Here is a 13,589-nt window from a genome sequence, read left to right as displayed (position 1 = left end):
TATATTATTGTAACTGCTTGTTTTTTTTACATTTCTATATTACTTTTTAACTCTGCTAATTTAAAACAGCAGCCTGTGCCATCTTTATAGCACCTTCCTTTGTTTTATTCCCACATATAAATAATGCCGGATGACAGAATACACAGTCATTAATTCCTGTTTCTCTGCTTAAATCATCATCCCTAAGTCCTCCCCATGACTTAGGAAGATCCTTTCTTGCTGCAAAACTGTCCTTATCTTTTAAAGTTGTCTGTACACACCATGATCCAGTTATATTGGGATAGACTACAAAAAGAATTTTTTCTTCTTTATCAAATTCAAGAACTGCATCTTTCCATGGAACTGAATTTTCAAGTACAAGCATATGAGTATTATCCACATCCTGCTTTTCGATTTCAGCCTGTATCAGTCTTAAATTATTGTAATGTTCTGCGTACTTTTTAGTTTTTCTAAATAAAATCATCTTTGCAAAATCTACTGCTTCAAAAAATGACTTCTCAACGTCCTCTTCAGTTCCACCAAATGGTACATAGCTTTTGATTATTTCTGATAATGTAGTAATAGGCACTTCGCTCTGCATTACATCAACACCATTATCATTAGCATCTATCTGTTGTATAAAATTGCTGTCTATTTTATCTGCAATCTCCTTTTGCTCACTTTCATCAGTTACTGACGGAAACTGTGTTTTTACATACTCAACTCCATAATCCTGCCATAACAGCCCAAATGCGCAGTAAGGAATACCATTTTCTCTTAATTTCTTTTCTACATCATGATGATCATACTTTCCGTTACCTACATCTGCTACTATATCGCATTCATCAAGCAATTTCTGATCTCTTGTTCTTATAACCTCAACTTCTCCATATAATGACTGCATAAGTGCAATGCAGAATACATCATCTGCATGAAAAGTTCCATTATGTATTCCAATTTTCTTCATAATAATTTCCTCGTCTTCTTTCATTATTAGTTAAATGATATTTCTAGATATAATTATAGTTTATTTATTAACACTAAATCAATGATATACTATACTCACCAAATTATTCACACAGTATTTCAAGTTTTACAAGTGTCATTTCATCACCTTCTTTATTTACTCTTAAAAGTATGGCTTTTATCCTTTAAACAGCAACATTAGATTTCGTGTATGACTTTACATCAGCTACAAACTTTACTACGATTAATGATAAAAATTCTGATGATAGCAAGCTTATCCATACACCATTAACCCCCATAAGTTTTACTAACACAAAAACACTTATAGGTAAAAATATCACTGACCTTAATACACACAATAAATTAGAATACTTTGGATCCTCAACAGCCTGATAATATACTGTAGTTGTCAAATTAAGTCCCACAATAAAAAATCCTATGTTAGTTATGTTAAGACCATTATATGCTATCTCTAAAATCTCTGCATTTGATGTAAATATGCCTATCAGTGTTCTTCCAAAAATGAAACATATATCTGTAAAAACAATATTTATAATTATAGAAACTATATTAGAAATCCTATAAACATCTAAAATATTCTTAACATTCTTAGCACCAAAATTATAGCTTATTAGCGGCTGTGCTCCAAATGTCACTCCTAACAACACCATGTAGATGTTTGTTGTTATGTAGTTTATTATGCTGTATGCAGACAGTCCTGCTTCTCCCATAATATTTACGACTGCTATGTTCTGAACAAATACTATAACTGAGAATGCTGCTTCAGCAAAAAATGAAGGCAGTCCTATATTAGAAAACTTCCTTATTAGTTCCTTATCAAGTGATACATTTCCAAAGCTCAACTTACCCTTCTTTAATATAAAGTGTGGCAGTACTACTAATACAGTTACTATCTGTCCAAGCCCTGTTGCAATTGCAGCACCCTTTATACCCATTCCTAAAGGAAAAATGAAAACATAATCTAATATTATGTTTGTCACAGAACCTGTAATAGTAGACACCATCGCAAGTTTTGGCCGGTTGTCATTTCTTACAAAACTGTTTAATGATATACCTATTAAATTAGGTACGCAGAATATAGCATAAAATCTTAAGTACTCTCCTGCTAAATATTTTATGCTTTCCGTTGCTCCTAAATTTATTACTATAGTATCTGCAAAAAGTGCCAGCACTAAACTTATTGATATACTTATTATCAACAGGAATTTAAACACCTGTCTGAATACATTTAAACCTTTCTCATCTTCTCCTGCTCCAAAATTCTTTGAAACAAGTGCTCCTCCTCCTACTGCAAACATCATTGCTATACCAAACAGCATTATTGTAAGCGGCATAACTATTGTAACTGCAGCAAGTGCACTATCTCCAACACCCTGTCCTACAAATATGCCATCGATAATTGTGTATAGTGATGAAACAAACATGGCAAGTGCTGAAGGTATTGCATATCCTAAAAACTTTTTCGTCATTTGTAATCTCCTTATGAACTTATTTTCACTTTAATAAGTATAAACATTATACTAAGTATAATGTCAACAAAAAATTATATAAAAAAGCCACGACATTACATCATGGCTTTTGCTCAACTTTTATACTAGATTTATTACTTATTACTATTATCTGCAGGTTTTTCACTGCTTCCTGGATTCTGATTACTGCCTGTACCCGAACCTGGTTCACTAGATTTATTCTGTGATGGTTCAGTATTTCCGCCAGATGCTGGTTGATTTTTACTGCTTTCATTACTACCTTTCTCATCTCCAGTATTTTTGTTACTGTCACCAGTAGTACTTTCTTCCTGCTTACTCCTACTACTCTCACTTTTGCTGCTGCCAACATTTTTACTTTCTGAACTGCTGCCATTGTTTTTTGTGTTCTGGCTTGCTGACGTATTCTTAGTATTATCAGCCTGTTTATTATTATTTTTTGAATTAACTGGTGATTTATTTTCTGCTGACTTTATCTTTGTTTCCTGTTTAGGCTGAGAAACTGTATTCTGAATCACACCTGCTTTATTACTATTGTCTGTATTTATCTTTGCATCTGCTTTCTTTACATAATATTCACCACCTAAAATTCCTATATATACAACAATCAATATAGAAATTATTGATATAATAGTCTTCTTATGATTAAATAGCGAATTCAGCATCTCTGATAATGGACTGTTATCTTTATAAGAACCTATTTCCTTAAAGTTTTCAGGAGATCTTAAAGTTATAACAGGCTTTTTTGCCTCGCTGCCTGTTATAGGTAGAAATATCTTTGCTTTAAATTCATCATCCCTGCTTAAAAAAGGTATGCTTATATCATATTCTTTTCCTTCATGCTCAATATCATATTTTAACCCTTTTGTAATTCTCATATTATCTATTTTTAAGTTATCAGAATCTCCCTGCAGATTAACATTAAGATTATGAAGAGTTTTATTTGAGGTATTTTTTATTATAAGACTATATACTTTAATATTTTTATTGTTATATGTCTTTGATTTAATTCTCATAATTGTACAAAGTATTCTTGGTGCATAATTCTTATAATAATCAAGTAGTACTCCTGATATAAATGAAATTATTATAGTTATTATTGCTGTTTTTATCACACTCATCATATTAATATCGCTTCCTTATCACATATATTTCAAGTTTGCCATTATAAATTATATGAATAAGGCTCAACTATATTACTATCGTAATACATTCTTAATATGTATTTAATAATTCGAATGAACAAATACTAAAATAAAAAAATGATTTAAGCGAGGTGTGATAATGAATAATCATACAGAAATCAGGTTCAGTATCAATACACAACAAAAACTTTTCCTACCTTCTTTATATTAACTTTGGTCATTTAATATACCCATCTCCCTAACAATATAAGTATCAAACAATCAAAATAGTACTATTCATCCTAATATTGTAACATATTGCAATTAATCACAAAAAAACAACATGCATGGCTGTTTTTAATCAAAGCTGATATCAGCTTTTCTTCTCTGATTTTTTTCTTACTGGTACAAATTCTGAAGTTGGATCTTCAGGATCAATCAAGATATAATCTCCATTTGCATCTTTTCTTAATCCTAATGATGCCATTTTCTTTTTAGTATTTTTAAACTTAGTAGACATACTGATCACCTCAGTAATTATAGTTACCATTAAGAATCAGATTATTCTTTTGATACTTTAACAAGTTCTACTAATGTATCTGCTATTTCTTTCATATACATTTTTCAACTATGTTACAGCAACCAAAAAAGGGCTGAGTTTTTGACAACAAATCAGAAACCCTAGCCCTAGAATTTGCAGGTTTATTTATTCTTTTTAAAAATTGATTTTAATGATCGATTTAATACTTCGAAGAAACCTAAAGAACGAACGATACGATCTGGATCAATATAATTCCTAATAGCACGAAGTACTCTTTTTGCATCTTTAGAAGCAAAAATATATGTACCATTTCTCTTTGTTTTTATTGCATAACGTGGAATCCATTTACCTTTAAATAATACTGATACTATAACGCAATCAACTTCTTCCCATGGAATCTGAATATTCTTACGGGGATCCTTAGTATTATAAAATTCAAAACTTTTATCACCAATCATTATCTTTCCGTAATCAGTAAGTCCAGTAAAAGCTGTTGCATCTATTGCTAAATCCACATGTGTATTAAGTGACTGAACCATTTAATCTACCTCCGTTCTCTCTCTATATACTCACTAATTATATATTTAAAACTTCTCTCTTGCAATTCTTAAACAAACATCACCAATCAATCATTATTCTTACTTTAGTCGATCTTTAGCAAAAGCCCAGGCATAAGCCTGAGCTAATTTATAAAATTACATTAATCCAATTAAGTGGAATACGATACCTAATGCAAATAATCCAAGTATAATAACTATTGGAGATACCTTTTTCTTTAATAACCACATACAGATAAATGTAATTATTAATCCTGCAAGTCCAGGTATTAATGAATCTAAGTTGTTCTGTAATGTTGTAACTTTTGTAGGAGTTAATGATAATCCAGCAGCTTGTTGCTGTAAAGCTGACTTGATTCCTTCTGCTCCAGCAGGAAGACTAGCCCAGTCTATATATGCTCCTTTTGCTAAAGCAACTTCAGATACCTTTGGTGCAAAGTTTACAGATACCCATCTGTTAACTAGAGAACCTAGTATGAACATACCAAGGATAGATGCACCTTTTGTAATATCCTGTAACATACTGCCTGATAAATCATCACTGATACGAGATCCTGCTTTGTAACCAAATTCCTGAGTATACCATGTAAATGCCATACGAATTGCATTCCAAGCAAGGAAGAAGATAATCGGACCAAGAATATTTCCTGTCATTGCAAGAGAAGCACCTAATGCTCCAAGTATTGGTCTAACAGTGAACCAGAATACTGGATCTCCTATACCTGCTAAAGGTCCCATCATACCAACCTTAACACCTTGTATAGTTACATCATCTACAGATGCACCATTAGCACGTTCTTCTTCTAATGCTAAAGTAACGCCAAGTACTGGTGATGCTACATATGGATGAGTATTGAAGAATTCTAAGTGACGCTTTAAAGCTTCAGCTCTATCTTCTTTAGTCTTGTATAACTTTTTGATTGCTGGTATCATTGCATAAGCCCAGCCACCGTTCTGCATTCTTTCATAGTTCCAAGAACCTTGAAGAAAAGTTGAACGCCACCAAACAGAAAGACGATCCTTTTTACTTAATTTTATATCTTGATTAGCCATTATATATCCTCTCCTTTCTTAATATCTATCAATAATATCGCCTACAGGATCTCCAACATTTGAGCTTCCGCCATTACCTGCTCCGCCTTTTTTAGAAAGAGTTAAGTAAATGAATGCTAAAGCTAAACCTATTGCTCCAAGTCCTATAAGTGTAATCTGTGTAACAGTTGCTAATACAAATCCAATTGCAAAGAATGGCCATACTTCTTTTGTAGCCATCATATTGATTACCATTGCATAACCAACAGCTACTACCATTCCACCACCAATTGCTAAACCATCTGTTAACCATGCTGGCATAGAGTTAAGTAATGATCCAATTGGACCTGCTCCTATTGCTAATATTAATGCTGCAGGAAGTGCTATACGAATACCTTGTAAGCATATAGCAGCTAGCTGCCAGGCTTCAACAGCTCTAAGATTTCCTTCTTTTGCTGCTGAATCCATAAAGTGAACGAATGCTGTAGCTATTGTACGACAGATTATAGTTAATAATAAACCTGCAACAGCTAGTGGAACTGCAATAGCAATTGCTGAAGTAACTCCTGCTTTACCTTGTCCTCCAAGAACTAGGATAATAGCAGATGCTACAGATGCTAACGCTGCATCTGGTGCTACGGCAGCACCAATATTTGCCCAGCCTAAAGCCATTAATTGAAGAGTACCACCTAAGATTAAACATGGTACTAAATTACCAGTAACTAAGCCGATTAATGTACAAGCTATTAGCGGTTGATGGAACTGGAATTCATCTAGTATACCTTCTACACCAGCTAAAAATGCTACAATAATGACTAATATAATTTGAACTATATTTAAAGTCATGATATTAATCCTCCTTTTTTATCTAATACTTAAATTATTTTACTTTGTTTAATTCTTGTTGAGCTTTATTTAATATTTCATCCATATTTCCCTTTGAATCGCTTGGTACTTTACGAACATCAAAAGTAAGTCCTGCTTTTTCAAGTTTCTTAAATGTGTCAATATCGTTTTGATCAAAAGCAAGAACCTTATTTGGCTGTACTTTTCCTATAGAATGAGCCATAGAACCAACATTAATAGTCTTTAGTGGAACACCACCTTCAACTGCTCTTAGAACGTCCTGTGGATTTTCAAAAAGTAAAAGTGCACGTTGTCCACCAAAATGCTGGTTATCCTTTGCAAGTTTAATCATGTGGTCAACCGGAACAACATGAGCTTTAACTCCTGGAGGAGCTGCCTGCTGAATTAAGTTCTTACGTAACTTATCTTTTGCAACATCATCTGATACTACGATTATTCTTGTTGGCTGTACAGTCTTTGTCCAAGCTGTTGCAACCTGTCCATGAAGTAAACGTGAATCAATACGAGCTAAAACATATTCAAATGATCCAGGAGTTCCTGCATTAGACACATTATCTGATGCTGATGGAGTATTGCCAGTAGTTTCTGGTTCTAATGTTTCAGGTTTTACTTTAACTCCTTCTCTTCCTGAGTTTAAAATCTGTGCTGCAATTTCCTGTGCAGATTCTGTAGCAAGTCTAGCACCATAAGCTTCGATAAGCATTGGTAAATTCATGCCAGATACTATTGCCCATTTGTCTTTATGTTCTTCAAATAAAGTATTTGATTGATTAAATGGTGTACCGCCCCAAAGATCAGCTAAGATTAATACTTCTTCCTGGCTGTCAAATGATGCAATTGCTTCTTTTAGTTTTGCTCTAAAATCATCAGGTCCTTCGCTTGGCATAAGTGTAACAGCTGCAACATTTTCTTGTTCTCCGAAAATCATTGAACCTGACTGCATAATACCTTTAGCAAATTCTCCGTGACTAGCAAGTATAATTCCTACCATTTTTATACCTCCTATTTTTTATTTGTTACAAATATAAAAGGCACGAGCTTGAAACAATACAATATACTTTGCTTACTAGATATAGCTTGTACAAAAATTAGATTTTAAAATAATATAATTTCTTATAAATCTGTACAATGCAATACTAATAAAACAATTATATAGTTATCTTTCAAAGCTCATGCCTAATTGAATCAGTAACACGCTAAATATTTTTATCTTTAATAATCATTTTAGGAAATCTTTCTTGTTTTCCATCTGACTACGTTTTCATTATAACATTTTCTTAAAAAATTTTAAAGAGTTTTTTAATATTTTTTTAATATTTTTTTTAATATGGGGTTTACAATCTCTTCATCAATAGCCATTCTTGCAGTTTTTAAAGGATCTACTACCTGACTTATTTCAAGGTTTGCATACAACCCACATAAGAAACCAGCGTCATAGAAATCCATATCATCATTATCACAGAAAAATTTAACTAATTTTTCCATAGCTATTGTAAGTGCCTCATCAGTAGTCTCTGCTGTAGCAATTGATGCAAATTCCTTTAATCCTCCAAAGTCATCAACCCCAACAGTATCCATATGGCCATGTAACATTATTGTTTTTCCTGTATTATTGTTTTCACCTTTAATATAAGCAAATACATTTCTACGGTCTAATTTATCATCTTTAAGGCTCTGAATTATTACATTGTTACTGTGTTGCTTAAAATAAGGAATTTCTCTTAAATAGCTTTCAATAAATTCAGCTATTTTTTTCTCTCCACTAGTTCCATTAACACTGCTGATTGAAACTAAATCTTTTGTAAGCTGTTCCATCTCCATTGATAAAGCTTTATTCATCACCTATCACATACTCCTTTATTTACTATTCCAAAAACTTTTTCATAATTCTTTGTCATATAACAAATAATGTTTTCACATGAAATTCTCTGCAATTCTTTAATTGATGTTTTTGAGTAAAATGCAGCATGAGGTGTAAGGTAGACATTTTCATACTTTGTAAGAATGTTATTTTTCAAATCAGGGTTTTCTTCCCTCAAAACATCTAACGCAGCGCCCTTTATAAATCCGTTATCAAGGGCCATTACTAGAGCATCTTCGTCTACACATTCTCCTCTTGCTATATTCAAGAAATATGGTTTTCTTTCCATCATCTTAAACTCATCAAAAGAAAAGTAGCTTTTGTTCTCCATTGTCTGATTCATGTGATTACTGATTATATCTGCTGTTTTTAAGGCCTGTTCCTTAGATACAAGAGTAAATCCAAGACTATCAGGTATTTCTTTAGGTATATATGGATCTACAGTGATTACATTAATATCAAATGCTTTTGCCCTCTTTGCTACTGCCTGTCCAATTCTTCCAAAACCAAATATAGCCAAAGTCTTTCCTGAAATACGTTCAATTTCTGATGCACTTTGATAATTCCATATGCCCTCGTCTACTTCTTTACCATAATGCTTTAACATCCTTAGCATTGACAACATTAATGCCATTGTGTGTTCTGCTACTTCTTTAGTGCAGTATTCTTTAACATTACATACTGCGATATTCCTTTTTGTAGCTTCATCAACATCAATATTTCCATAACCAGTTGCATTTACTGATATGCACTTAAGATTTAATGCACAATCTAAAACTTTCTTATTAATAGGAATAAACGCTGTTAATAATACATCAAATTCTTTAATCTTTTCACATAAGTCTATTTCATTCAAATCTTCTATTAAAGCTTTATCTGCTATGCAGTAACCAATATGAGCTCCTGCTAAGTTCCTTGACTTAGACATTGTATGTACTACTATAAGATTTTTATATTTCTTGATTAATGGTACGCATGACTCATTTTCAATATCATAATCAATATAAGCCTCATCTATTACTACAAGCCTTTTGCTGTCTGATTTAAGCATTCTTTCAATTTCAGAAACAGGAATTGAATAACCTGTTGGTGCATTTGGATTAGCTAAAACAATGTGTCTTCCACTTTCTATATATCCATCTACATCAACTGTAAAATCGTCTTTTAATGGCATCTCCATTGCATCAATAGCAAATGACTTTGAAAAAGTTCTATAAAATCCATATGTTATATCAGGAAAAGCTATCTTCTCTTTATCATCAAAAAATGCAAGGAAAATCACTGATAAAACTGCATCTGATCCGTTTCCTACAAACACTTCATCTATATCTACATCATATCTTTCTGCAAGTGCTTTTCTAAGCTCTATTGCATCAGGGTCTCCGTAAAAGCCAAGCCTGTCCATTCTACTACTTTTTAACACTTTCATTACATTTGGTGAAGGAAGCATTGATGTTTCATTAGCGTTAAGCTTTATATATTGCTTATCTTTTGGCTGTTCTCCTGGTACATAAGGTCCTAAATTATCATATCTGCTACATAAAAATTCACTCATTCTATATCTGCTCCAATCTGAACTATAATAAAATTGATATAAAAACATCAATTTGATTTTTATGCATAATATATTGAATTCTGTATTTATAAACACGATGATGTATGCAAAAAAAATGAATTTAAAAAAACTCAGCAAAACACTTCTGTAATGCTGAGTTTCTATATAATTATTGTAATAGATATCTATTATATTCACTTGTATGAAGAAGTCTATTGGCATTTTCTATTCTTTCCTTAGTAGGAGGTTCAACATCCTTTAAAGGATATTCCTTACCAAGCTGTTCCCATTTAAAAGTTCCAAAAGAATGATAAGGAAGCACTTCAACACGTTCTACATTATTTAAAGTCTTGATGAATTCATCAAGCTTAATAAGTTGTTTATCATTATCAGTTCTACCTGGTACAAGCACATGACGAATCCATACAGGTTTGTTGATTTCTGATAAATACCTAGCCATATCAAGAATATAAACATTACTCCAACCAGTAAGTATTTTATGTTCTTCATCATCAATCTGCTTAATATCAAGCATTACAAGATCAGTCACCTTCATAAGCTCATTAAATTTACTAATAAACGGTTCATCTCTTGTAAATGAATTTCCAGAAGTATCAAGAGTAGTATGAACACCTTTAGCTTTCGCTTTTGTAAAATATTCAATCAAAAAATCTAACTGAAGAAGGGGCTCACCACCACTTACAGTGATGCCGCCTCCCTTTTTCCAGTAAGCTTTATATTTTAAAGCCTGAGACAAAAGCTCATCTGCAGTTTTTGTCTCTCCTCCAGTCATGTCCCAGGTATCAGGATTGTGACAGAACTGGCATCTCATATGACAGCCCTTTAAAAATGTCACAAAACGAATCCCTGGTCCATCAACAGATCCAAAACTCTCTGTAGAATGGATTCTACCTATATTTCTGTTTGACTTACATTCTGTCATGACAAGTTCTTGCGATAACATCAAGCTGCTGTTCTCTTGTTAAATCAATAAACTTAACAGCATATCCTGATACACGGATAGTAAAGTTAGCATACTCTTCTTTTTCTGGATGTTCCATAGCATCCTTTAATTTTTCAATACCAAATACATTAACATTTAAATGATGTGCTCCTTGATCAAAGTAACCATCTAAAACTTGTACAAGCTTATCTACTCTTTCTTCATCATTATGTCCTAATGATCCTGGATTGATTGTCTGTGTATTTGAAATACCATCTAGAGCCCATTCATATGGAAGCTTAGTTAATGAGTTTAATGAAGCTAATAATCCGTTCTGTTCAGCTCCATATGATGGGTTACCACCTGGTGCAAGCGGAGTCCAAGCTTTACGTCCATCTGGCATAGCTCCTGTATATTTACCGTATACTACATTTGAAGTAATAGTAAGAATTGAAGTTGTAGCTTCTGAATTTCTGTATGTATGTCTCTTCTTAATCTTGTCAAGGAATGACTTAAGAACATATACAGCAATGTTATCAGCTCTATCATCATCGTTACCGTATTTAGGGAACTCTCCTTCAACTTCGTAATCTACTACAATACCTGCTTCATTTCTAATTGTCTTAACTTTTGCATATTTGATAGCAGAAAGTGAATCTACAACATGTGAGAAACCTGCAATACCTGTTGCAAATGTACGTCTTACTTCAGTATCTATAAGAGCCATTTCTGCTGCCTCATAGTAATACTTATCATGCATATACTGAATTAAGTTTAGTATATTTACGTAAAGACCAGCTAACCAGTCACTCATAACTTCATATTTTGCAATAACTTCATCATAATCAAGATATTCAGAAGTAATTCCTTTAAATTCAGGTGCAACTTGTACGCCTGACTTTTCATCTACCCCACCATTAATAGCATAAAGTAAACACTTAGCAAGGTTAGCTCTAGCTCCAAAGAACTGCATTTCCTTACCTGTCTGAGTTGCTGATACACAGCAGCAGATTGAATAATCATCTCCCCATACTGGCTTCATTACATCATCATTTTCATATTGAATTGAGCTTGTAGTAACTGAAATCTTAGCTGCATATTCCTTGAAGTTTTCTGGAAGTGCAGAAGAATACAGTACTGTAAGGTTTGGTTCTGGTGATGGCCCCATGTTCTCTAATGTATGTAAGAAACGAAAATCATTCTTTGTTACCATGTGACGTCCATCAACACCAATTCCAGCAACTTCAAGAGTTGCCCAAGTTGGATCTCCTGAGAATAATTCGTTGTAAGAAGTTACTCTTGCGAACTTAACCATTCTGAATTTCATTGTCATATGGTCAATTAATTCCTGAGCTTGTTCTTCTGTAAGTGTTCCATTGTCAAGATCTCTTTGTATATAGATGTCAAGGAAAGTCGAAATACGTCCTACTGACATAGCTGCACCATTTTGTGTCTTTATTGCTGCAAGATATCCAAAGTATAACCATTGGCAGGCTTCTGTAGCGTTCTTAGCTGGCTGAGATATATCAAAACCATAGCTTTCAGCCATTTTTTTCATACCTGCTAATGCTCTGTATTGCTCAGTAATTTCTTCTCTTTGACGAATAACTTCATCTACCATGGTTCCGTCGCCACAGTTATTGAAGTCTTTTAATTTTTCCTCCATAAGTATATCTATACCATAAAGAGCTACTCTTCTGTAGTCGCCAACTATACGTCCACGTCCATATGTATCAGGAAGTCCTGTAATTATATGACTACGACGAGCCGCTCTCATTTCTGGTGTATAAGCATCAAAAACTCCCTGATTATGAGTCTTATGATATTCTGTGAATATCTTATGTAATTCTGGATTTGGCTCATATCCATAGTTTCTACATGATTCTTCAGCCATCTTAATTCCACCATAAGGCATGAATGCTCTTTTAAGAGGTTTGTCTGTTTGAAGACCTACAACTTTTTCAAGATCTTTCAGCTCTTCATCAATATAACCAGGGCCATAAGCAGTAAGACCTGCAACTACTTCTGTTTCCATGTCAAGTACGCCGCCTTTAGCTCTTTCTTGCTTCTGTAATTCTTGTAATCTTCCCCAAAGCTTATTTGTAGCATCTGTTGGAGCTGCTAGGAAACTTGCATCACCATCATACGGTTTATAGTTTTTCTGGATGAAATCTCTAACATTAATCTCTTCTTTCCATAGTCTTCCTTCGAAGCTGGCCCATTGTTCTTTCTGAAACATGTCAGTTCCTCCTTTGATTTTATATACATATACTTACAATATATTTTATCTTTTTTAAGTTCTATTTTAAATATGCATTAATTCGCAAAGGTTGTCAACTTTTTATATAGAATATCCTATAGATTCCCCTGCTCTACTTTTAAATTCGTTACCACTAAGTACAACTTTAGACTCTACTGCATCTACAACCATAAGTTACCCATTATTTTCATAAATGGCCACCATTTCTTTTATATCCCAATTATATAGACCCATGAATACCAAAATAATGATTTTCGTGGGTTTTGATACATGTACTTTTAAATCCACAAGAACTACATTCATTATATCCAATAAGATACGCTATTTCTTCATTTCCAAATTCTTTTACCTCCATACGTATAGAATTTCATATTGTCTTAGTATATAGAAATATAG

The 13,589-nt window shown here is 33.1% G+C and carries 13 protein-coding genes; all 13 read right to left on the bottom strand.

Features of this window, described 5'->3' with window-relative positions; genetic code table 11:
- Positions 1–55: 55 nt before the first annotated feature.
- Positions 56–946, bottom strand: coding sequence for an MYG1 family protein (locus FYJ33_RS09225; RefSeq protein WP_206046659.1), 891 nt, complete (start codon positions 944–946; stop codon positions 56–58).
- A 184-nt stretch (positions 947–1,130) separates the two neighbouring features.
- Positions 1,131–2,435 carry an MATE family efflux transporter gene (locus FYJ33_RS09220; protein WP_154531459.1) on the bottom strand — a complete coding sequence of 435 codons (1,305 nt, stop codon included), beginning with the start codon at positions 2,433–2,435 and terminating at the stop codon, positions 1,131–1,133.
- Positions 2,436–2,569: 134 nt separating this feature from the next.
- The gene (locus FYJ33_RS09215) at positions 2,570–3,577 is read right to left on the bottom strand and encodes a hypothetical protein (RefSeq protein ID WP_154531458.1); all 1,008 of its coding nucleotides are present in this window, start codon (positions 3,575–3,577) and stop codon (positions 2,570–2,572) included.
- 373 nt (positions 3,578–3,950) lie between these two features.
- Positions 3,951–4,097: a hypothetical protein gene (locus FYJ33_RS16060; protein ID WP_206046658.1), complete on the bottom strand. Its 147-nt coding sequence runs from the start codon at positions 4,095–4,097 to the stop codon at positions 3,951–3,953.
- Positions 4,098–4,279: 182 nt separating this feature from the next.
- On the bottom strand, positions 4,280–4,657 hold the full coding sequence (locus FYJ33_RS09210) for a DUF956 family protein (protein ID WP_154531457.1): 378 nt from the start codon (positions 4,655–4,657) through the stop codon (positions 4,280–4,282).
- 156 nt (positions 4,658–4,813) lie between these two features.
- The gene (locus FYJ33_RS09205) at positions 4,814–5,728 is read right to left on the bottom strand and encodes a PTS system mannose/fructose/sorbose family transporter subunit IID (RefSeq protein WP_154531456.1); all 915 of its coding nucleotides are present in this window, start codon (positions 5,726–5,728) and stop codon (positions 4,814–4,816) included.
- An 18-nt stretch (positions 5,729–5,746) separates the two neighbouring features.
- Positions 5,747–6,553, bottom strand: a complete 807-nt coding sequence (locus FYJ33_RS09200; RefSeq protein ID WP_154531455.1) for a PTS mannose/fructose/sorbose transporter subunit IIC — start codon at positions 6,551–6,553, stop codon at positions 5,747–5,749.
- A 34-nt stretch (positions 6,554–6,587) separates the two neighbouring features.
- Complete coding sequence (locus FYJ33_RS09195; RefSeq protein ID WP_154531454.1) at positions 6,588–7,565, bottom strand: mannose/fructose/sorbose PTS transporter subunit IIA; 978 nt, start codon at positions 7,563–7,565, stop codon at positions 6,588–6,590.
- 308 nt (positions 7,566–7,873) lie between these two features.
- The gene (locus tag FYJ33_RS09190) at positions 7,874–8,416 is read right to left on the bottom strand and encodes a hypothetical protein (RefSeq protein WP_154531453.1); all 543 of its coding nucleotides are present in this window, start codon (positions 8,414–8,416) and stop codon (positions 7,874–7,876) included.
- A complete protein-coding gene (locus tag FYJ33_RS09185; protein ID WP_206046657.1) occupies positions 8,413–9,990 on the bottom strand; it encodes an aminotransferase class I/II-fold pyridoxal phosphate-dependent enzyme in 1,578 nt (525 codons plus the stop codon). Before FYJ33_RS09185 ends, FYJ33_RS09190 begins: the two co-directional genes overlap by 4 nt.
- 169 nt (positions 9,991–10,159) lie before the next feature.
- Positions 10,160–10,954 carry a pyruvate formate-lyase-activating protein gene (gene pflA, locus FYJ33_RS09180; RefSeq protein ID WP_154531451.1) on the bottom strand — a complete coding sequence of 265 codons (795 nt, stop codon included), beginning with the start codon at positions 10,952–10,954 and terminating at the stop codon, positions 10,160–10,162.
- A complete protein-coding gene (pflB, locus tag FYJ33_RS09175) occupies positions 10,920–13,172 on the bottom strand; it encodes a formate C-acetyltransferase (protein ID WP_154531450.1) in 2,253 nt (750 codons plus the stop codon). Before pflB ends, pflA begins: the two co-directional genes overlap by 35 nt.
- A gap of 241 nt (positions 13,173–13,413) precedes the next feature.
- Entirely contained in the window at positions 13,414–13,548 is a 135-nt protein-coding gene (locus tag FYJ33_RS16665) for a hypothetical protein (protein WP_268891458.1), read from the bottom strand.
- Positions 13,549–13,589 lie beyond the last annotated feature (41 nt).

Origin of the sequence: Inconstantimicrobium porci (assembly GCF_009696465.1) — a bacterium.
Taxonomy (GTDB): Bacteria; Bacillota; Clostridia; order Clostridiales; family Clostridiaceae; genus Inconstantimicrobium; species Inconstantimicrobium porci.
This window is presented reverse-complemented; position numbering and strand designations above follow the sequence as displayed.

Bases quoted from the DNA above. Each gene is read 5' to 3' on its own strand.
- FYJ33_RS09225 (WP_206046659.1), bottom strand. From the start codon at position 946: ATGAAGAAAATTGGAATACATAATGGAACTTTTCATGCAGATGATGTA.
- FYJ33_RS09220 (WP_154531459.1), bottom strand. From the start codon at position 2,435: ATGACGAAAAAGTTTTTAGGATATGCAATACCTTCAGCACTTGCCATG.
- FYJ33_RS09215 (WP_154531458.1), bottom strand. From the start codon at position 3,577: ATGATGAGTGTGATAAAAACAGCAATAATAACTATAATAATTTCATTT.
- FYJ33_RS16060 (WP_206046658.1), bottom strand. From the start codon at position 4,097: ATGTCTACTAAGTTTAAAAATACTAAAAAGAAAATGGCATCATTAGGA.
- FYJ33_RS09210 (WP_154531457.1), bottom strand. From the start codon at position 4,657: ATGGTTCAGTCACTTAATACACATGTGGATTTAGCAATAGATGCAACA.
- FYJ33_RS09205 (WP_154531456.1), bottom strand. From the start codon at position 5,728: ATGGCTAATCAAGATATAAAATTAAGTAAAAAGGATCGTCTTTCTGTT.
- FYJ33_RS09200 (WP_154531455.1), bottom strand. From the start codon at position 6,553: ATGACTTTAAATATAGTTCAAATTATATTAGTCATTATTGTAGCATTT.
- FYJ33_RS09195 (WP_154531454.1), bottom strand. From the start codon at position 7,565: ATGGTAGGAATTATACTTGCTAGTCACGGAGAATTTGCTAAAGGTATT.
- FYJ33_RS09185 (WP_206046657.1), bottom strand. From the start codon at position 9,990: ATGAGTGAATTTTTATGTAGCAGATATGATAATTTAGGACCTTATGTA.
- pflA (WP_154531451.1), bottom strand. From the start codon at position 10,954: ATGTTATCGCAAGAACTTGTCATGACAGAATGTAAGTCAAACAGAAAT.
- pflB (WP_154531450.1), bottom strand. From the start codon at position 13,172: ATGTTTCAGAAAGAACAATGGGCCAGCTTCGAAGGAAGACTATGGAAA.
- FYJ33_RS16665 (WP_268891458.1), bottom strand. From the start codon at position 13,548: ATGGAGGTAAAAGAATTTGGAAATGAAGAAATAGCGTATCTTATTGGA.